This is a genomic window from Spiribacter vilamensis (assembly GCF_004217415.1).
In the GTDB taxonomy this organism is placed as follows: domain Bacteria; phylum Pseudomonadota; class Gammaproteobacteria; order Nitrococcales; family Nitrococcaceae; genus Spiribacter; species Spiribacter vilamensis.
Map to the genome: position 1 here is coordinate 917804 of NZ_SHLI01000001.1, position 22309 is coordinate 940112.

A 22309-nucleotide genomic window follows, 5' to 3' on the forward strand; every position below is an offset into this window, starting at 1 on the left:
GGTTATTTTCCGACAGCATCGAGTGCGGCGACAAACAACTGGCCATGGCGACGGCAAAGCGCCTCCAGATCGCGGTCATAGCCGCCCCCGATCACACCGGCCAGCGGAATCCCCCGAGCGCGGACCGTATCGATGACATAACGATCACGCCGGTACAGCCCGTCATCCGTGAGATCGAGATGACCAAGGCGATCCGCCGTATGGACATCCACCCCCGCGTCATAGATCACCAGGTCGGGTTGCACGCGATCGATGACGGGCGGCAGACGGCTCGACAGCACCTCGAGATAGGCCGCATCGGTCAGGCCGCTCTCGAGTTCGATATCTTCGTCGCCGGCCGCCTTGCGCGCCGGGAAATTACGCGCCGCATGGATGGACAACGTCACCGCATCCGGCTCATCCGCCAGAAGCCGCACCGTTCCATCGCCCTGGTGGACGTCGAGATCGATGATGAGTACGCGCCGGACGCGCCGCTCGGACAACAGGATTTTCGCGGTGACCGCCAGATCATTGAGCAGGCAGTAGCCGCTCGCGTAGTCCGCATGGGCGTGATGCGTCCCGCCGGCGGCATTGAGGGCAATACCCTCGGCCAGGGCCAGCCTCGCGGCGAGCAGTGTGCCACCGGTCTCGAGCCGGATTCGCCGGATCAGCGCCTGCGACCAGGGGAACCCGCTGCGGCGCTGTGCTGCATGATCGAGTTCCCCGGCTAGCAACGCGTCCAGGTATGCGCCGGTGTGGACGCTCTCCAGAGCGGATCGATTAGCCATGCCGGGCTGATGCCAGCGGATCCGATGATCAAACGCTGCAAGCTGGCGACGCAGCACCCGGAACTTCGCCATGGGAAAGGGATGGTTGGCCGGGAGATCGAAGCTGTAGTCGGGGTGGTGGACAGCCGCCAGGGTCATTCGGCTGTGTGCACACGGTTGCGGCCAGCCCCCTTGGCCGCGTAGAGGGCCTCGTCGACACGGTTGATCCAGACTCTCAGGTCTTCATGCGGTTTGTACTGACCGACGCCCGCCGATACGGTGATCCCGCCGGGCCCATGTTCGAAATCCATGCCGGCGATGCGCTCGCGTAGCGCTTCAGCCACCTTTCCGGCGCTCCGCTGCTCCGTTCCGGGCAGGATGATAAGGAACTCCTCGCCCCCCCAGCGAACGAAATAGTCGCTCTGGCGCAGCCGCTGGACGACGCAGTCGGCGAGCGCCTTGAGGATCCTGTCGCCCACGCCGTGGCCGTATCGATCATTGATCGGCTTGAAGTGATCGATATCGAAGTAGATGAGCGAGAGCGGCACGCCCTCCTGTTCGGCAAGCCCGATTTCGCGGGTCAGTATCTCCTCACCGAATCGACGGTTGTAGGCATCGGTGAGCATATCCCGATTCGCCGCATTCCACAGACGCCGCTCGAAACGGCGTTGCACCGTATTGTCACGAACGATGACGACACAGCCATGATCGCTACCCTCGGCAACGGTCATCGGTGTTGCCGATATCTCGATATCGATCGTTCCGCCATCGCTGCGTGGCCACCGGCCGCGGTGACTCGACAACGGCTCGCCGCTCTGGATAACCCGCTCGATCGGTCGCGCGAATGCCGACTCGGTCGAATCCTGTCTCGACGCGAACAGTTCCCGCCAGTGAACACTCAGCCAGTTCCGTTCCGCCGACAGGTCGAGGAGTCTGCGCGCGGCCGGATTCAGCAAACGGATATAGCCGTTGGCATCGATGGCGATGATGCCCTCGGCGACGCTCTCGACGATGCGGTCGTTGATCTGGTTGGCTTCAACCTCACGGGTCGTCTCACGCTGGATCGAGACATAGTAATGCCGATTGGTCCGGTCACTGTAGAAAGGCCGGATATTCCAGCGGACGAAATACGGCTCGCCGTTTTTACGGTAATTAACCGTTTCCCCCTCGAACGTCTCACCGGCCTTAAGGTTCTCTCTCAGCCGATCAATGACGGCCCGATTTGTTGCCGGTCCCTGCAGAATCCGCGGACTCTGACCGATCAGCTCCGCGCACGAATAGCCCGTTTTTCGGCAGAAGGCCTCGTTGGCATAGACAATCAGCGGACCCGGCGGGTCGAGGTCCGTCGTCGTTATGAGCACCGAGTCATACAAACGCCCGATAATCCATGACGTCAGAGACGCGTCATCGGGGAGTGCCGTATCCGGATCGGCCAGGGTCGGGTTATGCAAGTGATCCACTGTTTTCCTCCAGATCGCTGTACATGACCGTGCGCTGCCCTCCCAGGGATTTGGCGCGGTAGACCGCCTGATCGGCCCGTCGTATGAGCTGGTCCCCGTCCACCGGGGCCGTCGCATCAAACACGGCAACCCCCAGGCTGCCCCCTACCTCGACCGTGATGTCGGCCGCCTCAACATAGATTGCTCGGCTGACTGCCTCCAGTATACGCTCGAAGACGCGGTGGTCGGCCTTGTAGTCGCGCACCAGGATCAGGAACTCGTCGCCGCCGAAGCGGGCGACGGTGTCCTCGTCCCGGAGTGTTTCTTCAAGGCGTTCACCGAGACGAGCCAGTACCTGGTCGCCCGCCTGATGTCCGTAGGTATCATTCACCGGTTTGAAACGATCCAGATCGAGCATGCAGACCGCGAAGGTTTCGCCCGAGCGTTGTGCCTGCGCGGAGGCCTGGCCCAGCCGATCGCTCAGGAGGCGTCGGTTCGGCAACCCGGTGAGCAGGTCGAAATTGGCGAGACGCTTGAGTCGCTGTTCGTAGAGAATCCGTTCGCTAATGTCATGTAATACAGCGACATGCCGCACTGTCTGAAATGATTTGTTATTAAGCGTGGTTGCGTATACCTCGACATCCAGATCGTCGCCTTCCCGCGAGCGGAGGCGAACATCGCCCCGCCACACGCCCCCACCATGGTCGAGGGTTTCGATAATGAGCGGAAACACTGCGTCACGCTCGGTCGGCGGGAACAGGTTGCCAGCCAGCTGTCCCTCCAATTCGGTGCTCGAGTAGCCCAGCATGACGTTTGAGGCACGATTCACCTCGACGATGCGATGCTCTTCATCGGTGATGATAATCCCGTCCTCGGTGGCGTTGAACACCTCGGCGGCCTGTTCCAGGCGGCCATTGGCCTCTCGCACCTCCGTCACATCCTCGAGATAGCCATGCCAGGTCACTCCGCCATTGGCGTCCCGCGCCGGCGTCGAGCGTGCATGGAGCCAGCGCTCACCCTTGACCGGATGATCGATGGGATAGGTAAAGTCGAACTGCGATAGCTCGTTGGCAGAGCGCTGGATCGCCCGGTCCAGTTCTCCGCCATAAGCCGATCCGGATTTGTCGAGTATGCTGGCGGGATTGGCTATCGCCTCTTCGGCGGAGCAACCCACGACCTCGTCAACCCGCTCCGAAACAAACGGGAAGACGTACTGGCCGTTCTCGTCGATACGGAACTGGAAGAGTACGCCGGGGACATTGGGAGTGAACTCGCGAAACTGCTCGTAGAGCTCGCGTTCCGCCTCGGTCAGCCGATGCCGGGCCGTATCATCGATATGCGTACCGCTAACCCACTCGGGCTCGCCATCGGCAGTCCATGTTCGGACCTGACCGCGATCGTAGACCCAGATCCAGTGCCCGTCGCGATGCCACATGCGGATCACGACCTCGAAGAAATCGATTTCACCCGCGAAATGCCGCTGCATCTGGTGCCGCGCCAGTACAAGGTCGTCGGGGTGGACCCGCTCGTTCCAGGTATCAATGCTGGTGGGCTCGAGTTCCGCCAGGGAGTGCCCGAGCATTTCCGCCCAGCGCTCATTGAAATGGGTGCGACCGGAGGGGACATGCCACTCCCAGGTCCCTGCCCGTGTGCCAGCAACGACTCCCTGCAGCCGGCTAAAGAGCCAGTTCAAGCGTCGGTTCAGACGACGCTGACGATAATAGAAAAGACCGATCAGCCCGAGCAGAACCAGCACCAGACCCGCAAGCCCTGTAATAATCACCACGCTTAACCAGTAGCGGTCCCATACATCGCCGAGGTTAAAGGCCGGTTTCTCATCGAACGGCGGTATGCGCAGATCCTGCATGAGCGTGCGGACAACGCCGTAATCCGCCGGCAGCGCAAATCCCTGGATACCGGCATCCGGATCAGCGGGATCCAGCGAGTAGAGCGCGGCCGCCACCGCCTTCCGCGCCGCCTGCGAGAGCCCTCGGCGCGCCGCGACAGGCCACTCGGGGAGCAGCCGGGTTGAGGCCACGTGGGGAAACATCGGATAGACAACGGGTTCGATGACCCGTATCTGCCCCGGGTCTATCCGTCCCGCATCCACCAGCGATTCGAGGACCCCTGTCCGGATAAACCCCGCATCGGCGCGGCCGTCGAGGACTGCATCCACGACTTCTCCCTGGCTCTGCGGCGTACGGACGAAATCGATGGCGTCGAGGTCGATTCCCCGCTGCTGGAGTGCCCAGGCGTTGGGTAGATACCCGCCCGAATGATCGCCACCCATAATGGCGACGCGCCGATCGCGGAGGGATTCCCGGGTACGCAGGTCGGAGGACTCGGCCCGGCGAATCAGCACGCCACCCGCGCGCGCTGCGCCGTGACGATCGATGCCGCGCACCAGTGTCGCGATCGGAGAGCCGAGCACCGATGTCTCATGGAGCGTTGCGTAATGGGCGGGGTTCGCGAGGACCAGATCCACCTCCTCTCGCCGAATCGCCTCCGGCCCTCGATCAGGAGGAAGCACCAGCAGCCGAAGCCGGAACCGCTCTGGCAGGGAGTCGTTCAGTCGATCAATGACCGACGACCATTGCTGTCGGACAGTCGCTTCGTCGCGATATTCAAGCACCCCCAGCGTCAGGGCAGTATCCGCTGCATGGGCGGCCGGGATAGGGCCGACGCACAGCAGCAACAAAGCCAGTGGCAGAAAGAGCAAAGGACGCTGGCGCACCACCATCAGGCTTGACGGCCCCTGTCCGGTAGATAGTGACGCTCAAATCCATCCGCCTCGATCGGTCGACCAAGCAGAAAGCCCTGGAGCTGATCGCAGTTGTATTCAATCAGCCACTCTCGCTGGCGCTCCGTTTCGACACCCTCCGCCACGATCACCAGGTCCAGTGCCCGGGCGAGTGCAATGGATGACGCGAGGATCGACACCGCTTTGCCATCCGCGTTGTCGATATCGGCGACAAAACAGCGATCGATCTTGAGCGTGGACAGCGGAAGCGCCTGCACGTAGCGCAGTGATGAGTGCCCCGTCCCGAAATCATCCAGCGCCACTCTGATCCCCGCTGCCCGGAACTGCCGGAGATTGGCGTGGACGGTCTTTGAATCGCCGATGTTTTCGGTCTCGGTCACCTCGATTTCGACACTGCGCTTGTCGACACCGTGCCGATCCAGTCGCTCGAGCATGTCCTGGGCGGCGTGTCCGGCAATCAGGCTAAGCGCCGAGACATTGATGGAGAGATCGAGGCGGCAACCGCGCCGCTGCCACTCGGCCAGCTGGCGACCAGCGCGATCAAACACCAGGCGATCGAGCGTACAGACAAGACCCGCACGCTCGGCGAGCGGGATAAATTCCGCGGGGCTGATATCACCGAGCGACGGGTGTCGCCAGCGCAGCAGGACCTCGGCGCCGCAGACGCAGCCATCGCGAGCGCTCAATCTGGGCTGGAACACAATTCGGAGCTCATCACCATCGACCAGCGCGTGCTGCAACGCCTGGGTCAAAGTGAGCTTTCGCTCAAGCGCGGCACGCATCTCCCGGCTGAAGCACATGACACGGTTGCGGCCCTCTGCTTTAGCCTGGTCGACGCCGATGTCCGCGTTCTCCAGCAGTGCCGCCCGGGTTCGACCATGGGATGGCGCAACGACGATGCCGACGCTGGCTGTCACCAACAGATCGTAGTCATCAATCGGATGGACCCGGCGAAGTGCGTCGAGAAACGCCTCGCCGCGCTGCATCAGATGCTCTGTCGACCCGGAGGCCACGAGCACGGCGAATTTGTCACCGGTTAACCGGTACAGCGTCTCGCCGGTACGGCACTGCATCGAGAGACGCTGCGCGATGGAGCAAAGCACCGCGTCCCCCACCGCAAACCCGAGTGCGTTGTTGATGTATTTGAGGTTGTCGATATCGAGGCAGACCAGCGCAAAGGCGGGCCTGACCGCCGGAGCCGCACCAACCTCGGCATCGATATCCGCCTCCAGTGCGTCCCGGTTCTTGAGCCCGGTCAGTGGATCCAGCGCCAGGTTGTGACGGTGTTCCTCGAGGGCGCGGGTCGTCTCCTCGACATCCATTCCCAGCCAGCCGACGAAGACTGCGCCCGCCATATTGATCGCAAAGATGAGCGGTACGGTCTCGGCGAGCGCAACCTCCCGGGGCGTCGCCCCGAAGCCCACCACTGCAAGCAAAGGTAGAGACAGGAGAACACCGGACAGGACCTCGCTCCAGGGCGAGGTCAGTGCTACACGGGGCCGGATCCAGCCCGCAAGCAGGCCCGCGCCAGGCGCGGCAATAAAAGCCATTGTCGTCGCACCGGGGACGAGTGACTCGACATCCGTCAGCAGCCGTGCGGGTAACACAATGGCGAGGGCGGCGATAGCGCCCCATCCACCGGCAAGCAGCCCGGCCAGACCCGTGAACAGGATCGCTGCATTGAGCAGTAGACCGGGAGCCGCCTCCAGCGGCTGATGCAAAACCAGGAGGACGGCAACGCCCAGGATACCGCCCAGAACGAGCTGCCGACGCGTCGCGCCCAGCAGCCCCCGTCGGACGTGATCGCGGTAGAGCATTGCCATACCGCCGAGCATCACCACACCGCTGGCCGCGCTGGCCACGACCGGCGCGAGGGACAGGGTGCCCGACACTAGGCCTTATCGCCCAGCGCTCGTATGTGCTCGGGGAGCCGGTCGTGGGCGCCGTACATGAAATGGTTTTCCATCCGCTCGGCGAATCGCGCCGCCACCGGCGTCCGTCCCACCGCCATGGCCACCTCGCGGATATGCATGGGTGAGGCACCGCAACACACGCCGAGGTAATTCACGCCCATCTCGTGGGCGGCATGGGCGAAGGCACCCATTTCATAGCGGTTGCAGTAGAACGGATCGAGTGCGGTCGGGAAAGGCCGGCCATGGGGAGAAGGACAGCTGCAGGACGACGACTCGGTCAGACTGAAGAAGGTGGGCTCTTCCTCGGTGGTGCGGTAGGTCACGGGCAACGCCGCCACATGGCAGCTCACCGCCTCGCGGATCGCCTTGATCCAGGGCAGCATCGTATCCGGACCGCGGAAGCAGTTCATGCCCACCACGCTGGCACCGGCCTGCTCGAGGTCGAGGCAGGTCTCGACGATCCCGGGGCCGTCCATCATCCGGTTTTCGGCCATGGGCGCGAGCGTGATCACCGCTGGCAGCCCGTGGTCACGGATCACGTCGAGGGCCGCACGCGCCTCGCCGGCGTAATAATAGGTCTCGGCGATAATCAGATCGGCGCCCTCTTCGACCGACCAGCGCACCATCTCATCGAACATGGTGCGGACTTCGTCCTGCACCTGCGGATCGTCCGGATCCCAGATATTGCTGTTGGAGATGTTACCGGCCATCAGGTTACCCGGCTGCTCGTTCGCAACGCGGCGGGCGATCTGGAGTGCGGAGCGGTTGAGCGGCTCGAGCTTGTCCTCTTTGCCGATCACGCGCATTTTCTCGCGATGACCGTTATAGGTGAATGCCTGGACGATATCCGAGCCGGCATGCTGGAAGTCGCGGTGCAACGTCTCGAGCGCATCCGGTCGAAGCAGCGCCACTTCGGGAACGAACTCGCCAGCGGAAAGGTAACCGCGTCGTTCGAGCTCGAACAGAAAGCCTTCGGCACAAATCAACGGCCCCTCGTTGAGCCGATCCACCACCACATCATTCGTCATCGCGACATCCTTCCCTCATCCGCATTGCGGATATCAGCACTAATTTCCGATGAGTGTATAACACGGACGATCAGTGCTTCATTGATTTCAGGGAAATCGGACGATCGGCAGGAGCGGGAAAGTAGCGGAGTCACTGGATATCTTGATGATGGTCGGGACGGCAGGATTTGAACCTGCGACCCTCTGCACCCCATGCAGATGCGCTACCAGGCTGCGCTACGCCCCGACTGATTGAAATGATACAACAGCTTCCGCCTGCGGGCCAGCCACCACCGCCCAGTGGCCTCAGCGCTTGAGTTCACTCAGCAGTGTCTCGAGCTCGGTGCGGATCTGCCGAACCACCTGTTGGCGCTGATTGCTGTCATCGCGGGCCGACTCGCCCGAGAGCTGTTGCCGGGCGCCGCCGATGGTAAACCCCTGCAGGTACAGCAGGCCGCGGATCTGGCGGATCAGGATGACGTCCTGGCGCTGATAGTAGCGACGATTGCCGCGTCGTTTAACCGGACTGAGCTGACTGAACTCCTGCTCCCAGTAACGCAGCACATGCGGCTTGACCGCACAGAGCTCGCTGACCTCACCGATCGTGAAATAGCGCTTCGCCGGGATCGGCGGCAGCGCCTCGCTACTGCTCGTGTCCGGCATAGGCCTCTACCCGGGCCTTGAGCTTCTGCCCCGGCCGGAATGTGACGACGCGACGCGCAGAGATCGGGATCTCCTCGCCCGTCTTCGGGTTTCGACCGGGACGCTCGCTCTTGTCACGCAGATCGAAGTTGCCGAACCCCGAGAGCTTCACCGGCGTGCCTGCCTCGAGGGCCTGGCGAATCTCCTCGAAAAAGCTCTCGACCAGTTCTTTGGCCTCGCGCTTGTTCAAGCCTACCTCCTCGAAAAGCCGCTCGGCCATGTCGGCCTTGGTCAGCGCCATGCCTGCCCTACTCCCTCAATTCCGCGTTCAGTGTCTCGTGCAGCGAACGGACGACGGCCTGCTGCACCGCATCGATCTCATCATCTGTTAGCGTGCGGGAATTATCCTGCAATATCAATCCCATAGCGAGGCTTTTACACCCGTCGCTGACACCTTTGCCCCGGTAGACGTCAAACAGGGCAACGGAATCGAGCACCCGCCCCGCGGCAGCGGTAATGCAGTCGCGCACCGCATCCGCGGAGACCGACTCCGCGACGACAATGGCGAGATCACGCCGGATGGACGGATACCGGGAAAGGGGTTTGAACGCGGGTAGCGAGCGGTGATGGAAGACCGATTGCTCGAGTTCGAACAGATAGACGGCCCCGTCCAGATCCATCGCCCGGGCCTGCTCCGGATGCAATGCACCCACCCAGCCAATGGTACGCTCGCCACTGACGATACGCGCCGACTGCCCCGGATGGAGGGCCGGATGCGCCGCCGACTCGAACCGGCAGGCGTGCGCCGGCCCCGTCAGCGCAAGCAACCCTTCGACATCGCCTTTGATATCGAAAAAATCCACCGGGCGATCGGAATGATCCCAGTGTTTGGGCGTTGCCGGACCGGTCAACACACCGGCAATGACCGGCGTCTGCTCGAGCGCCCCGAGGGCGCCGCGGAAGCGCAGACCCGCCTCGAACAACCGGACACGCGGCATCTGGCGGTTGCGATTGTGCACCACCGCCCGGATCAGACCCGGCCAGAGGGAGCTTCGCATCACGTCCATATCGCTCGAGAGCGGATTGGCGAGGGCCAGTGGCGGGTGTTCGGGGTCGAGCCTTGCCTGCAGATCCGCGGGTACGAAGCTGTAGGTAATCGCCTCGTGGTAGCCCCGGTCCACCAGCAGCGATCGCAACCGGCCCAGCGCTACACTCGATTCGGACTGTGCAGGGATCGACGCCGGCAGGGCCGTACGCGTTGAGGGGAGTCGATCATAGCCATGGATCCGCGCGATCTCCTCGATCAGATCGACCTCGCGGGCGATGTCGAAACGCCAGCTCGGCGCCTCGACCCACCAGGTATCACCGTCGGCCCTCGGCGGCATGCCAAGGCGGGTCAGCGTCTCCTCCATCGCGGACGGCTCAATCGCCGTTCCGAGCAGTGCGTTCGCGCGCGCCGGGCGGACGCTGACGGCGCGGGTCGCGGGCAGGTGATCGGGGTCCACCGCCTCGATGACGGGCCCCGGCTCACCGCCGGCATGGGCGAGGATCAGTGCGGTCGCGCGCTCGATGGCATCGCGACAGCGCTGCGGGTCGACCCCGCGCTCGAAGCGGTGCGAGGAATCGGTATGCAGTCCGTACTCGCGGGCACGACCGGCGATGGCGGACGGGGCGAAGAACGCCGCCTCGAGAAACAGATCGGTGGTGCCCGCGCTGACGGCCGTGTCCTGTCCGCCCATGACGCCGGCGATGGCGACGGGCCGATCATCGTCGGCAATGACCAGGGTCCCCGCCGCCAGGGTCACGGACTCGCCGTTCAACAGCGTGATCGACTCCCCCTGACGCGCGTGACGCACCCGGATACCGCCGTCGAGGGCCTCGAGATCGAAGGCGTGCATGGGCTGACCGAGTTCGAGCATCAGGTAATTGGTGATATCCACCGTCAGGCTCAGCGGACGGATACCGGCTCGCCGCAGGCGCTCTGCCAGCCAGACCGGCGTCGCAGCATCGGGGTCGATCCCGCGAATGACGCGCCCACAGTAGCGCGGGCAGTCGGTCGGCTGCTCGAGACGGACCGGCCGGGTGACATCATGCACCGCATCCACCGGATCGGCGTCCGGCGCCGTTACCGGATGCCCCGTCAGTACGCCCACCTCCCGGGCGACGCCGGCCATGCTCAGGCAGTCACTGCGATTGGGCGTGAGCTCGACCTCGATCACCGCATCATCCAGATCCAGCCACTCGCGCAGGTCCTCGCCCACGGGCGCATCCGCCGGCAGCGGCATCAGTCCGGCGCTCTCCTCGGAGAACCCCAGCTCCTTCGCCGAGCAGAGCATGCCCCAGGACTTGACGCCCCGCAGTTTCGTCGCCTTGATTTTCATGTCGCCAGGCAGGCGCGCACCGACACGGGCGAAGGGCGCCTTCAGCCCCGTTACGGCATTGGGCGCACCGCAGACGACGGCCTTCGGTTCGCCACTGCCATCTTCCACCGTGCAGACCTTGAGGCGCTCGGCGTCCGGGTGGGGCTCGCAGAGCGTTACCTCACCGACCACTACGTCGCTGAAGGCGGGCGCGGCGGTTTCCACCGAATCCACCTCGAGACCGGCCATGGTCAGGCGTTCCGCCAACTCGCGGGTCGACGCCGGCAGGGCCACCCATTCACGCAACCAACGTTCGCTGATTCTCATGCAGCGCTCCTAGCGAAACTGGCGCAAAAAGCGCAGATCGTTCTCGAAAAAGATTCTCAGGTCGTTGACGCCGTAGCGCAGCATCGCCAGCCGCTCGACGCCCATGCCGAAGGCGTAGCCGGTGTAGCGCTCGGCATCGATGCCCGCCGATTCGAAGACCGCCGGGTGGACCATGCCGCAACCCAGGATCTCGAGCCAACCGCTGCCGCTGCAGACCCGACAACCCTCGCCGTGGCAGAACATGCACTCGACATCCACCTCGGCCGAGGGCTCGGTGAACGGGAAGTAGGAGGGCCGGAAGCGCAGCGCCAGATCGGCCTCGAAAAAGCGCCGCACGAAATCCTCGAGCACCGCCTTGAGGTCGCCGAAGGTGACGCCCTCGTCCACCAGCAGACCCTCGACCTGGTGGAACATCGGCGTGTGGGTCAGATCCGAATCGCAGCGATAGACACGGCCCGGGGCGATCACTCGCACCGGCGCACCCTCCGCCTCCATGACGCGGATCTGGACCGGCGAGGTATGGGTGCGCAGGAGGTGCCGGGCATCGAAGTAGAAGGTGTCATGCATCGCCCGCGCCGGGTGATCGGCGGGGATGTTGAGGGCCTCGAAGTTGTGGTAATCGTCCTCCACTTCGGGGCCTTCCGCTACCGCGAAGCCAACGCCGCGGAACATCGATTCGATGCGCTCGAGCGTCCGGGTGATGGGATGCAGCCCGCCCGGCGGCTCGCCGCGACCGGGCAGTGTCACATCCACACGATCCGCCTCCAGGGAGGCGTCAAGCTCCGCCGCCTCCAGCTCGGTACGGCGCGCCTCGATCCGCTCGGCGACCCGCTGCTTGGCGGCGTTGATCGCCTGCCCGGCCGCCGGGCGCTCCGACGCGGGCAGTCGACCCAGCGACTTCAGCTGTTCGGTAATCTGGCCTTTCTTGCCCAGGTAGGCAACGCGGACCGCATCCAGCTCGGCGACGCTACTGGCGTCGTCGACGGCCTGCTCGGCCCGCTCGGTCAATGACTGGAGCGCGTCACTCATGGTTATTCCCGTTGCAGACAAAAAAAAGGGGAAGACAACGGCCTTCCCCTGCTGGCCGTCCCTTGCCGGGACGTTTACGCCAGCGCCGCCTTCGCGCGCTCGGCAATCGCGCTGAAGCCGGCGGCATCATGCACCGCCATATCGGCGAGCATCTTGCGGTCCACCTCAATCTCGGCCTGCTTGAGACCGTTCATGAGCCGGCTGTAGGACAGCCCGTTGATACGGGCCGCGGCGTTGATGCGCTGGATCCACAACGCGCGGAACTCGCGCTTGCGAACCCGGCGATCCCGGTAGGCGTACTGGCCGGCCTTAATGACCGCCTGGTTAGCTACCTTGAACGTCTTGTGACGTGCGCCGTAGTAACCCTTCGCCTTGCCGAGGACCTTCTTGTGGCGGCGGCGTGCAGTGACGCCACGCTTTACTCTGGCCATCTTCAGAATCCTCTCTGTTCAGTTTAAATCAGCTGTAGGGAAGTAGCCGCCGAATCATCGGCGTATCCCGCTTTGCAACCAGTGTGGTCGCTCGCAACTCCACCTTCCGCTTCGCATCCTTTTTGGTCAGGATGTGGTTGTGGAAGGCATGCGCCCGCTTGTAACGACCGCTCGCGGTCTTGCGGAAGCGCTTGGCGGCGCCACGGTTCGTCTTCATCTTCGGCATGAACCGCTTCTCCGTTGCCACAAAAAAGAACACCCGGCGAACCGGGCGCTCACCCGACGGAGGCCGAAACCTCCGCTATTTCCCCTTGCGGGGAGACATCGTCATCACCATCAACCGGCCTTCCATCTTGGGCCGCTGATCAACGGTGGCATCGTCTTCCAGATCTTTCTCGACCCGCTGCAACAGCTCGAGACCCAGCTCCTGGTGAGCCATCTCCCGGCCCCGGAAGCGCAGTGTAACCTTTACCTTGTCGCCTTCCTCGAGGAATCGCTTGAGATTACGCAGCTTGACGTCGTAATCGCCCACGTCCGTCCCGGGCCGGAATTTTACTTCCTTGACCTCGATCTGCTTCTGCTTCTTCTTGGCAGCCTGTTGTTTCTTGGACTGCTCGAACTTCCACTTGCCGAAGTCCATCACCCGGCAGACGGGCGGGTCGGCGTTCGGGTCCAGTTCGACCAGGTCCAGACTCACGCCCTGCGCCCGACTGACAGCCTCGTCGGTACCGACGATACCGACCTGTTCGCCGTTTTCGTCGATCATCCGGACACGGGGGACCTGAATATCCTCGTTGATCCGCCGGTTCTCACCGGCGCCGGGCTGCTGGCGACGCGCCCCCGGCTTTCTGCGTATAGCGATGCTTAATCCTCCACAAGCGTTCGGCCCAGACGGGCAACATCCTGATTGAGACGCTCCATGAACGTCTCCAGCGGCATGGAACCGAGATCCTCACCGATCCGTGTACGGACCGCAACCTGTCCCGATTCCCGCTCCTTGTCACCGACGACTGCCATATACGGCACTCGACGAATCGTATGCTCACGGATCTTAAAGCCGATCTTCTCGTTCCTCAAGTCACACTCCGCCCGGAATCCCCTTTCAGTCAGGGACTTCTGAATCGATCGGGCGTAATCCGCGTGGCGATCGGTGATGTTGACGACCTCGACCTGGGTCGGCACGAGCCAGACCGGCCAGTCGCCCCCGTAGTGCTCGGTGAGGACGCCGATGAACCGCTCGAACGATCCGAAGATCGCGCGGTGGAGCATCACCGGCACTTCCCGATCGCCGCTTTCAGCGACGTATTCCGCATCGAGCCGGCCCGGCATGGAGAAGTCCACCTGCATGGTCCCGCACTGCCAGACCCGGTTGAGGCAGTCGCGCATGGCGAGCTCGATCTTGGGCCCGTAGAAGGCGCCCTCCCCCGGGTTGACGGTGAACGCCATATCTTTCGCCTGGAGCGCGTGTTCGAGCGCCGATTCGGCCCGATCCCAGAGGGCGTCCTCGCCGACGCGCTTCTCCGGCCGTGTAGACAGTGCGACCTGGACCTCGTCGAAACCGAAGTCGTGATAGACGCTGAATGCCAGATCCAGAAAAGCCGACACCTCGTCCTGGAGCTGGTCCTCGGTACAGAAGATATGGGCATCGTCCTGCGTGAAATTGCGCACGCGCATCAGCCCGTGAAGCGTGCCGGACGGCTCGTTGCGATGACAGTTGCCGAACTCCGACAGGCGAAGTGGCAGATCGCGATAGCTCTTCAGCCCCTGGTTGTATACCTGGACATGGCAGGGGCAGTTCATGGGCTTGACCGCGTAGTCGCGGTGCTCCGAGTGCGTCGTGAACATGTCCTCGCGGAACTTCTCCCAGTGACCGGAACGCTCCCATAGGCTGCGGTCCACCAGCTCGGGCGTCCGGATCTCCTGGTAGCCATGCGCCGACAGGCGCCCACGCAGATAGTCCTGCAGCGTCGTGTAGATACGCCAGCCGTTGGGATGCCAGAACACCATGCCCGGGGATTCTTCCTGGATGTGGAAGAGGTCCTGGCTGCGTGCGATACGACGGTGATCGCGCTTCTGCGCCTCCTCGAGGAGTTTGAGATGCGCCTTCAGGGCCTTGCGATCGCCGAATGCCGTCCCGTAGATACGCTGCAGCATCTCGTTGTTGGCGTCGGCGCGCCAGTAGGCCCCCGCCAGCTTGGTGAGCTTGAACGCCTTCAGGAACCGCGTGTTGGGCACATGCGGGCCGAGGCACATATCCACGTATTCCTGGTGATGGTAGAGCGCCATCGAATCGACGTCGGTCAGGTTCTCGACCAGCTCGACCTTGTAGTTCTCGCCGCGCTCGCGGAACAGCTGAAGCGCCTCGTAGCGCGGTGTCACGCGCTTGACCACATCGTATTCCTGGTCGATCAGCGCCGCCATGCGCTGCTCGATTTGCTCCAGATCTTCCGGGTGGAAGCCGGCGTCGTAGCGGATGTCGTAATAGAAACCGCCCTCCACCACCGGGCCGATCGCCATCTGTGCCTCTGGATAGAGCTGCTTGACCGCCTGACCGAGCAGGTGGCAGCACGAGTGGCGGATAATTTCGAGACCTTCCGGATCTTTTGGCGTAATGATCTGCAGATCGGCGTCGGTATCGATCGGATCACAGGCATCGACCAGCGTGCCATTAACGCGGCCGGCGACCGTCGCCTTTGCAAGGCCGGCGCCAATATCCTGTGCGACTTCGAGAACGGATAACGGAGTGGCGTAGTCGCGCTGACTGCCATCGGGAAGGGTGATAAGGGGCATTCAAGGCTCCACAGTGGTGACCCATACCAGAGGCCACTTGCATTGATCAGGGGACAGGATGTGGTAGGCGCGAGTGGATTCGAACCACCGACCCCCACCATGTCAAGGTGGTGCTCTAACCTACTGAGCTACGCGCCTGTCGTCAGGGGCGAAAGTATAGCGGCATTGGGCGGATTTGCCAAAGGGTTGAAGACCCAATGGGTCCATACGCTGCTTTGACCAAAACCTGCTGGCCTACAAGGCAGAACGCGAACGCGTTAGCCAGGAGGCAATGGACGAGCTGACTGAGGAGACAGGGCCTGGATGTGGGGTACTGACGTGCGTTTTGCCGTGGCATCCGACACTAAGGCTGGTTCAGGTCACTCTTGTATACCCCCCTTTCACACCATCTTTTGCCAACACCCACTGCCAGAGTTGAATATTACGAGCACGAAAAGCGCCGGCACAGGAAAGTAGATAATAACGCCACATTCGGTAGAAGCGCTCGCCAAGCTCAGCCTGAAATTCAGGCCAGGCCGCTTCAAAGTTCCGGCACCACGCCAATAGCGTTTTATCATAGTCGGCACCGAAGTTATGCAAATCTTCCACCACGAACAGCTCGTCCACCGCATCACCAATCTGGCCAAGCGAGGGCAATTCACCGTTCGGGAAAATATACTTGTCAATCCACGGGTCAGGGTAGGAATTGCGCAGATTCCTGCCAATGGTATGCAGTAAGAAAAGCCCACCCGGGTTCAGGCAACGGTGGGCGACCTCCATAAAGGTACGATGGTTTTTCGATCCAACATGCTCGAACATGCCAACGCTGACGATACGATCAAATTTTTCATCTATTTCCCGGTAATCCGTCAGGCGAAAATCCAGCTTGAGATGAGGGTACTTCGCTGTGGCCCACTCCACCTGTTCTTTTGAAATGGTCATGCCTACCGCCTCTACCCCGTAATGCTCGGCCGCATAAGCCATAAGGCTGCCCCAGCCGCATCCGATGTCCAGCAGGCGCATGCCAGGCTGCAACTGCAGCTTGCGGCAGATCAGATCCAGCTTGGCGAGCTGCGCCTCCTCCAGATTACTTGCATCTTTCCAGTATCCGCAGGTGTAGGTCATGCGGGAGTCGAGCATGGCGCCGTAGAATCTGTTTCCCAGATCGTAATGGCTCTTGCCAACCTCCCAGGCACGTTTTTCAGTTTGCCGATTCAGATACTTGGTTTTGAGGATATGGGGGAGGATTTTAGTCGGCTTGATCTGGTCGGGAATTTTGCCGCTGAGCAGTTTATAAAAGAATTCGTCCAGCTCATCTACTTCCCAGGCGCCATTCATGTAGGCCTCACCGAAACCAAGGTTACCCTGAGCCATGGCTGCCTCGGGTACGCCGTGTGCATTGAAACGAATATCCCACGGTCGAGACCCACCAATCTTTATATCAGCTTTTGCCAGTAAATCCGCCGCGAACTGATGCGTCTTTTTGTCGGGGTCAAAAAAAGCGACACTGGATTTTTCTGTGCTCATCACTACCGCCGTTGCCGCTGGTCTCAAACAGACTGATCGACGCCGCCGGGATTCTGCCCGGCGGGGTGCACCGGGCTTGCGCGTTCGACGGTTGCAGGCATCTGCACCCGGCTCCATTCGGCCCACGATCCCTCGTAGTTTTGCACGTGTACAAAGCCCGCGATCGTTAGTGCCAGAACGGTATGCGCGGCGCGAATGCCACCCTGGCAATAGGTAATGATTTCAGCCTCCGGCCGTAACCCGAGCAGCGTGAAGTGCGCGCGCAACTCATCTGCAGACCGGAAGCGGCGGGTGGCGGGATCAAGGCAGTCGGTCCAGACCATATGCAGGGCGCCAGGAATGTGCCCGGCCATAGAGGCTTCGGTTGGTGTGGCACGCAGCCACTCCGCATCCCCGCGCACGTCGACAATCTGCCGATCCGGGTCGTCTATCGCGGCGCGCACATCCGCCGTTTCGGCAAGGTATTCCGGGTTTGGATATGCTTTGAACGCCCCCGGTTCCGGAGCCGGCGGGGCTTCGTCGGTCCTGGGCAGCCCTGTCGATATCCAGTTGTCCCAACCGCCATCCAGAACAACCGCGTTGTCGTGGCCGTAGTAGCGTAGAACCCACCACAGCCGCGCACCGAACAGGTTGTTACCGTCGTCATAAGCCACCACCAGCGTGTCCGGCCCGACACCAAGCCGGGCCATTTCCGCTGCGAAATCCTCGGGGTCTATCACCCGACCGGATTGGTGCAACAGCGGAGTAAGCATGAGTTGCCGCGCGCCGGGGATGTGCGCCTCGGCATAACCGTCGCCCTTACGGGCATCGACGATCACCAGCCCCGGCGCGTCCAGTCGTGCGGCCAACCAGTCGCCACTGACAAGGGGCGTTTCGGGCATGTCCGCCGTTGCAGTCCTCACACCAATTCCTCCTGATGCCCGACAAGCGCACGCAACTTTGCGGCTCCGATCGGGTCTTCAGCGAGCATCGGAACAACCGCGTATCGGGAACTCAGGGTTGTTTCGACCCGGGTTATTTCCGATGCCTCTGTTGCAGCCCGTGCAACCAGCAGTGGATGGCTGGTCTCGGTGGCTGCCAGGCTGGCGTTGACCACCCAGGCGTAAGGCGTGATTTCCGCTCTTTTCAGATCGTCCTGTAGGCGCGCGGCTTCCAGCACCGGTGTGGTTTCCGGCAGGGTCACGATCAGCACTTTGGTCTGCTTCGGATCCTGCAGACGCATCATCGGTGTCACCATGTTTGCGCTCGTCTCTCCGGCATGACGCATGATGTCCCGGTGGTACGAGCCGGTTGCATCCAGCAGCAACAGTGTATGACCGGTCGGGGCCGTATCCATGATCACGAATTTATGCCCGGCTTCGCGGATGGTTCTGGAGAAAGCCTGGAACACCGCGATTTCCTCGGTGCAGGGTGAGCGCAGATCTTCCTCCAGCATCTTGCGGCCCTCCGCATCGAGGCTGGCACCACGGGTCGCCATGATGTGATCGCGATAAGTCTGGGTTTCCACCTCGGGATCAATGCGACTGACGGTCAGGTTGTCGACATCGCCCGCAAGGGTTTCAGTCAGGTGAGCAGCCGGGTCGGTTGTGGTCAGCAATACCTCGTGGCCACGGGCGGCCAGCTCTACGGCAGCGGCTACTGCGATCGTGGTCTTGCCAACCCCGCCTTTGCCCATGGTCATCACCAGGCCCTTACCATCGGCCTCAATGTCATCAACCAGGCGGGAAAGGGGGGGCAAATTATCCAGAGCACGCCGGGGTGTCCCGGAGCGCATGGTTTCAACCGGCTGATTCATTCGCCGCAGGGCATCCAGCCCCACCAGGTTTTCAGGGCGCAGGTAGAAGTGGCTTTGCGGTAAACCCGCGAGATCTGAATCGACTTCTTCCACGGCGGTGCGCTCACGCTCAATCATACTGGCGGCCAGAGCATCGTCTGAACCCTCAGCCGGCATCATGCCGTTAATGGCGAGATGCTGATTGCGTATGCCGATATCGGCCAGCTCCCGGTGGGTTCGCGCGGCTTCCGCCATTGAACTTGTCCGGGGGCGGGCCACCAGGATGAGACGGGTCAGGTACTCGTCAGAAAGGCTGTCGACGGCGGCCGCGTAGCGCTCGCGTTGCTGCTCCAGCCCAGCCAGGGGCCCGAGGCAGGAGGCGTCACCCCCGGTTTCCAGGAACCCGGTCCAGGCACCAGGTAACTTCAGCAGCCGTATGGTATGGCCGGTGGGCGCGGTGTCGAAAACAATATGGTCGTAGCGCCCGATCAGTGCCTCGTCCGTGAGCATGGCAGTGAACTTGTCAAACGCGGCGATCTCGGTGGTGCAGGCCCCCGAGAGCTGTTCCTGGATGCTGGCAACAGCCTCCTCTGGCAGACGTTCCCGTACGGGACCGAGGATCCGTTCACGATACTCTTCCGCCGCCGCTTCAGGATCGATTTCCAGTGCTTCAAGCCCAGCAACATCGGGAATCGGCTTGATGTGATTACCAATGCGGGTATCGAACACCTGGCCGACATTGGATGCCGGATCGGTACTCACCAGCAACACTTTCTGCCCCGCGTCCGCAAGGTTAACGGACGTAGCGCAGGCCAGTGAGGTTTTACCAACGCCCCCTTTGCCGGTGAAGAATACGAACTTAGGTAGATTATCGAACATTTCCGTCATCCTTAGCAGCAGGAGCTTTTCGTGTTTGATGAGCAGCACGGCGAGGCTGATGCGGCGCTATCCTGATCCTCAAATGCCAGACTGCTCCAGGCAGCCAGCTCCTCGCGTGAGGGAAAGCGCGCCCTGGAAACCATCTCACCATCCACCAGGATCGCCGGTAGACCATCGCTTCCGGAGGCCTGTATTAACGCGTTCACTTGCTCATTGATCGTGAACTCTGCGGGCTCCTGGCTCAGGTTGATCCGCCGCACGGTCACGCCCTGGCTCTGCAGCCAGTCCAGGTCGGCGGCAAACGTTATTACCTGTTGGTCGACGTCGGCGCCACAAACGCCGGTTGAGCAACACATGGGTGGGTCATAAACGGTGACTGTCGTCATTTCCATATCCTCTATTCTTCGCGTCGGTTTTAATCAATTGCCCTCTTCAGGCACCAGCAAAACGGGCACATCCAGCCCGCGGCAGGCCGCCTCGGCCACACTCCCCAGAAGCAGCTGCTGCAAAGGATTGCGCCCCCGCTTGCCAAGCACGAGGAGGTCCACGTTTTCCGCATTGGCTATCTCGGTCAGCGCGCGACGCGGATCACCCTCCGCGACACGGGTCTCAAGCGATGCAATGCCTTCGGAGAGCTCCGCCAGATGAGACTTCGCCTCGGCGACGGCACTGCTCTCGCTCCCGGCGTCATCGAGCACCGTGACGGCCAGCGCCCTCTGCGCCTGCCCGGCCAGATCGGCGAAAACCGCCTCCGCGGACTTCGCGGCTGTTGAACCATCCGTCGCCAGGAGAACGGTTCGATCGCTTGCCAGGCATTCCTCGCCCACGGGCTCCAGCCATAGCGGCAGTCCTGCCAGTCGAGCGGTGTCAAGCGCGATACTGCCGAGGAAAAACTCATGGAAGCGGCTCTGGCCCCGGCTGCCGATCAGCAGCAGATCAGCGCCGGTATCATCAGCGGCCGCGACCAGCTCCCCCCCGGGCTCGCCGGTTCGGATCTGCCAGTCCACATCCAGACCCGATGCCCCGAGCTGTTCGGCCTCCTCCGTCAGGCGCTGCTCGTACCAGGCCCGGTGGCTTTCCTCGGGCACTGCTGGATAGCGGCTGCTCAGTACATACACCAGTGTTGCGCGTTCCAGCCCCGAATCCCGTAATGCCTCGACCCGCCGGCGAACACAGGGCCAGGCCGGTGAAAAATCGATTCCGATCAGTGCGTGCTTAAACATCACTCTCTCCTTAGCTACTCGCCTGCGCTTCCGGGAAATACCCGCGCGTCTGATTGGCGATCCAGACCAGCCCCAGCATTAATGGCACCTCGACCAGGACGCCGACCACGGTGGCCAGCGCCGCCCCGGACTGCATCCCGAATAGCGAGATCGCTGCCGCCACGGCCAGCTCGAAGAAGTTGCTGGCGCCGACCATCGCGCCCGGGGCCGCCACGCTGTGGGGCACGCTCCAGGCCTTGGCCCAGCCGTAGGCGATCGCAAAGATCAGGAAGGTCTGAACAATCAGCGGCACCGCGATCAGGACGATGTGCAGCGGGTTTTGCAGGATGACCTCGCCCTGGAATGCGAACAGCAGCACCAGCGTCAGGATCAGGCCAACGGGTGTCACCGGGCCCAACCGCTTCATGAAGACGTTGTCGAAGTAATCGATGCCCTTGCTGGCGATTACGTAGCGGCGCGTGGCGTAGCCGGCGGTCAGCGGAATCACGATGTAGAGAAAGACCGACAGCCCGATCGTCTCCCAGGGAACGGTCATATCCGAGAGCCCCAGCAGGAACATCACGATCGGCGCGAACGCGAACAGCATGATGAGATCGTTGAGTGATACCTGCACCAGGGTGTAGGCGGCGTCCCCCCGCGTGAGGTAGCTCCAGACGAAGACCATGGCGGTACAAGGGGCTGCCCCTAGCAGAATCGCGCCGGCCAGGTACTCACGGGCCAGGCCCGCCTCGATCAGTGGTTCGAAGAGCACGACCAGGAAGAACCACGCAATGGCGAACATCGTGAAAGGCTTGATCAACCAGTTCACCGTCGTGGTGATAATCAACCCCTTGGGCTGGCGACGTACGCCCGCGATGGAATCGAAATCCACCTGCACCATCATCGGGAAGATCATGGCCCAGATCAGGATCGCGACCGGGATTGACACCTGTGCGTACTCGAAACGCGACAGCAGCTCGGGCACCACGGGCGCGAACTGGCCCACGGCAATGCCGGTCACGATCGCCAGCGCCACCCACACCGACAGGTAGCGCTCAAAGAGGCCCATGCCCTCCTTGATATCCGGGGAATTATCAGTCTTGCTCACGCTTAACCTCCATCAATTTCTCGGTAAGCCCGCCCAGGTCCCGGGAAGCCAGCACGGCCCGGAGCGTGTCCCGGGTGCCACTCACCCCGACGCCCCTCCTGCTCCAGCAACAACAGGCTGTTGGGTCGGGTTATGTCTGAAAGCGCTCAAAAGCACGTCTCAAATGTCAGCGTTACCCGTATATATGTATATGCGTATGTAAAGATAAGCAGATTCTCAGGTGACCAGGCGCTATGTCAATATCCGTTTGCCGTGGATGTGATCTTTCCCATCCCCAGTGGAAACCTCGGTAACTTGCAGACTGGAGGTGAACCATGGCGACGACGATCAGGAACATGACCAGGAACAGGTAGCCGCGCTAGAGCGCCGAGCATCGAACCAAAGCCCCGCACTTG

Annotated in this window: 19 protein-coding genes and 2 tRNA genes; all 21 read right to left on the minus strand. The window is 62.2% G+C overall.

Annotated features, from left to right (window positions below; genetic code table 11):
* Nucleotides 1-2: 2 nt before the first annotated feature.
* Entirely contained in the window at nt 3-905 is a 903-nt protein-coding gene (locus EV698_RS04585; protein WP_130502954.1) for a histone deacetylase family protein, read from the minus strand.
* Entirely contained in the window at nt 902-2206 is a 1305-nt protein-coding gene (locus tag EV698_RS04590) for a sensor domain-containing diguanylate cyclase (RefSeq protein WP_165385723.1), read from the minus strand. The genes EV698_RS04585 and EV698_RS04590 overlap by 4 nt, the downstream gene beginning before the upstream one ends.
* Nucleotides 2190-4925, minus strand: coding sequence for a diguanylate cyclase domain-containing protein (locus EV698_RS04595; protein ID WP_130502956.1), 2736 nt, complete (start codon nt 4923-4925; stop codon nt 2190-2192). Before EV698_RS04595 ends, EV698_RS04590 begins: the two co-directional genes overlap by 17 nt.
* Complete coding sequence (locus tag EV698_RS04600; protein ID WP_130502957.1) at nt 4925-6838, minus strand: putative bifunctional diguanylate cyclase/phosphodiesterase; 1914 nt, start codon at nt 6836-6838, stop codon at nt 4925-4927. Before EV698_RS04600 ends, EV698_RS04595 begins: the two co-directional genes overlap by 1 nt.
* On the minus strand, nt 6838-7887 hold the full coding sequence (locus EV698_RS04605; RefSeq protein WP_130502958.1) for a homocysteine S-methyltransferase family protein: 1050 nt from the start codon (nt 7885-7887) through the stop codon (nt 6838-6840). Before EV698_RS04605 ends, EV698_RS04600 begins: the two co-directional genes overlap by 1 nt.
* 149 nt (nt 7888-8036) lie before the next feature.
* A tRNA-Pro gene (locus EV698_RS04610) sits at nt 8037-8113 on the minus strand.
* 59 nt (nt 8114-8172) lie between these two features.
* Nucleotides 8173-8529 carry a MerR family transcriptional regulator gene (locus EV698_RS04615; protein WP_130502959.1) on the minus strand — a complete coding sequence of 119 codons (357 nt, stop codon included), beginning with the start codon at nt 8527-8529 and terminating at the stop codon, nt 8173-8175.
* Nucleotides 8510-8809 (minus strand): integration host factor subunit alpha, encoded by a 300-nt coding sequence (gene ihfA / locus EV698_RS04620; protein WP_023366220.1) that lies wholly within the window; start codon nt 8807-8809, stop codon nt 8510-8512. The genes EV698_RS04615 and ihfA overlap by 20 nt, the downstream gene beginning before the upstream one ends.
* A gap of 7 nt (nt 8810-8816) precedes the next feature.
* A complete protein-coding gene (gene pheT / locus EV698_RS04625; RefSeq protein ID WP_130502960.1) occupies nt 8817-11195 on the minus strand; it encodes a phenylalanine--tRNA ligase subunit beta in 2379 nt (792 codons plus the stop codon).
* Nucleotides 11196-11204: 9 nt separating this feature from the next.
* On the minus strand, nt 11205-12224 hold the full coding sequence (gene pheS, locus EV698_RS04630) for a phenylalanine--tRNA ligase subunit alpha (RefSeq protein WP_130502961.1): 1020 nt from the start codon (nt 12222-12224) through the stop codon (nt 11205-11207).
* 74 nt (nt 12225-12298) lie between these two features.
* Nucleotides 12299-12655: a 50S ribosomal protein L20 gene (gene rplT, locus EV698_RS04635; RefSeq protein WP_023366214.1), complete on the minus strand. Its 357-nt coding sequence runs from the start codon at nt 12653-12655 to the stop codon at nt 12299-12301.
* A gap of 28 nt (nt 12656-12683) precedes the next feature.
* Entirely contained in the window at nt 12684-12881 is a 198-nt protein-coding gene (gene rpmI / locus EV698_RS04640; RefSeq protein WP_130502962.1) for a 50S ribosomal protein L35, read from the minus strand.
* A gap of 75 nt (nt 12882-12956) precedes the next feature.
* On the minus strand, nt 12957-13517 hold the full coding sequence (gene infC / locus EV698_RS04645; protein ID WP_476749583.1) for a translation initiation factor IF-3: 561 nt from the start codon (nt 13515-13517) through the stop codon (nt 12957-12959).
* Nucleotides 13518-13519: 2 nt separating this feature from the next.
* Nucleotides 13520-15445, minus strand: coding sequence for a threonine--tRNA ligase (thrS, locus tag EV698_RS04650; protein WP_130502964.1), 1926 nt, complete (start codon nt 15443-15445; stop codon nt 13520-13522).
* Nucleotides 15446-15506: 61 nt separating this feature from the next.
* Nucleotides 15507-15583, minus strand: a tRNA-Val gene (locus EV698_RS04655).
* A 216-nt stretch (nt 15584-15799) separates the two neighbouring features.
* Nucleotides 15800-16951 (minus strand): cyclopropane fatty acyl phospholipid synthase, encoded by a 1152-nt coding sequence (gene cfa, locus EV698_RS04660; RefSeq protein ID WP_130502965.1) that lies wholly within the window; start codon nt 16949-16951, stop codon nt 15800-15802.
* A gap of 23 nt (nt 16952-16974) precedes the next feature.
* Nucleotides 16975-17832, minus strand: coding sequence for a sulfurtransferase (locus tag EV698_RS04665; protein ID WP_130502966.1), 858 nt, complete (start codon nt 17830-17832; stop codon nt 16975-16977).
* Nucleotides 17833-17849: 17 nt separating this feature from the next.
* A complete protein-coding gene (gene arsA, locus EV698_RS04670) occupies nt 17850-19604 on the minus strand; it encodes an arsenical pump-driving ATPase (protein ID WP_130502967.1) in 1755 nt (584 codons plus the stop codon).
* 11 nt (nt 19605-19615) lie between these two features.
* Nucleotides 19616-19990: an arsenite efflux transporter metallochaperone ArsD gene (gene arsD, locus EV698_RS04675; protein ID WP_130502968.1), complete on the minus strand. Its 375-nt coding sequence runs from the start codon at nt 19988-19990 to the stop codon at nt 19616-19618.
* 33 nt (nt 19991-20023) lie between these two features.
* Nucleotides 20024-20827: a universal stress protein gene (locus EV698_RS04680; RefSeq protein WP_130502969.1), complete on the minus strand. Its 804-nt coding sequence runs from the start codon at nt 20825-20827 to the stop codon at nt 20024-20026.
* A 10-nt stretch (nt 20828-20837) separates the two neighbouring features.
* Nucleotides 20838-21875 carry an ACR3 family arsenite efflux transporter gene (gene arsB / locus EV698_RS04685; RefSeq protein WP_130504018.1) on the minus strand — a complete coding sequence of 346 codons (1038 nt, stop codon included), beginning with the start codon at nt 21873-21875 and terminating at the stop codon, nt 20838-20840.
* Between the last annotated feature and the right edge of the window lie 434 nt (nt 21876-22309).

Excerpts from the sequence above, each read along its gene's own strand:
- EV698_RS04585 (WP_130502954.1), bottom strand. The coding sequence starts at position 905 with ATGACCCTGGCGGCTGTCCACCACCCCGACTACAGCTTCGATCTCCCG.
- EV698_RS04595 (WP_130502956.1), bottom strand. The coding sequence starts at position 4,925 with ATGGTGGTGCGCCAGCGTCCTTTGCTCTTTCTGCCACTGGCTTTGTTG.
- EV698_RS04605 (WP_130502958.1), bottom strand. The coding sequence starts at position 7,887 with ATGACGAATGATGTGGTGGTGGATCGGCTCAACGAGGGGCCGTTGATT.
- EV698_RS04615 (WP_130502959.1), bottom strand. The coding sequence starts at position 8,529 with ATGCCGGACACGAGCAGTAGCGAGGCGCTGCCGCCGATCCCGGCGAAG.
- ihfA (WP_023366220.1), bottom strand. The coding sequence starts at position 8,809 with ATGGCGCTGACCAAGGCCGACATGGCCGAGCGGCTTTTCGAGGAGGTA.
- pheT (WP_130502960.1), bottom strand. The coding sequence starts at position 11,195 with ATGAGAATCAGCGAACGTTGGTTGCGTGAATGGGTGGCCCTGCCGGCG.
- pheS (WP_130502961.1), bottom strand. The coding sequence starts at position 12,224 with ATGAGTGACGCGCTCCAGTCATTGACCGAGCGGGCCGAGCAGGCCGTC.
- rplT (WP_023366214.1), bottom strand. The coding sequence starts at position 12,655 with ATGGCCAGAGTAAAGCGTGGCGTCACTGCACGCCGCCGCCACAAGAAG.
- rpmI (WP_130502962.1), bottom strand. The coding sequence starts at position 12,881 with ATGCCGAAGATGAAGACGAACCGTGGCGCCGCCAAGCGCTTCCGCAAG.
- thrS (WP_130502964.1), bottom strand. The coding sequence starts at position 15,445 with ATGCCCCTTATCACCCTTCCCGATGGCAGTCAGCGCGACTACGCCACT.
- cfa (WP_130502965.1), bottom strand. The coding sequence starts at position 16,951 with ATGAGCACAGAAAAATCCAGTGTCGCTTTTTTTGACCCCGACAAAAAG.
- EV698_RS04665 (WP_130502966.1), bottom strand. The coding sequence starts at position 17,832 with ATGCCCGAAACGCCCCTTGTCAGTGGCGACTGGTTGGCCGCACGACTG.
- arsA (WP_130502967.1), bottom strand. The coding sequence starts at position 19,604 with ATGTTCGATAATCTACCTAAGTTCGTATTCTTCACCGGCAAAGGGGGC.
- arsD (WP_130502968.1), bottom strand. The coding sequence starts at position 19,990 with ATGACGACAGTCACCGTTTATGACCCACCCATGTGTTGCTCAACCGGC.
- EV698_RS04680 (WP_130502969.1), bottom strand. The coding sequence starts at position 20,827 with ATGTTTAAGCACGCACTGATCGGAATCGATTTTTCACCGGCCTGGCCC.
- arsB (WP_130504018.1), bottom strand. The coding sequence starts at position 21,875 with ATGGGCCTCTTTGAGCGCTACCTGTCGGTGTGGGTGGCGCTGGCGATC.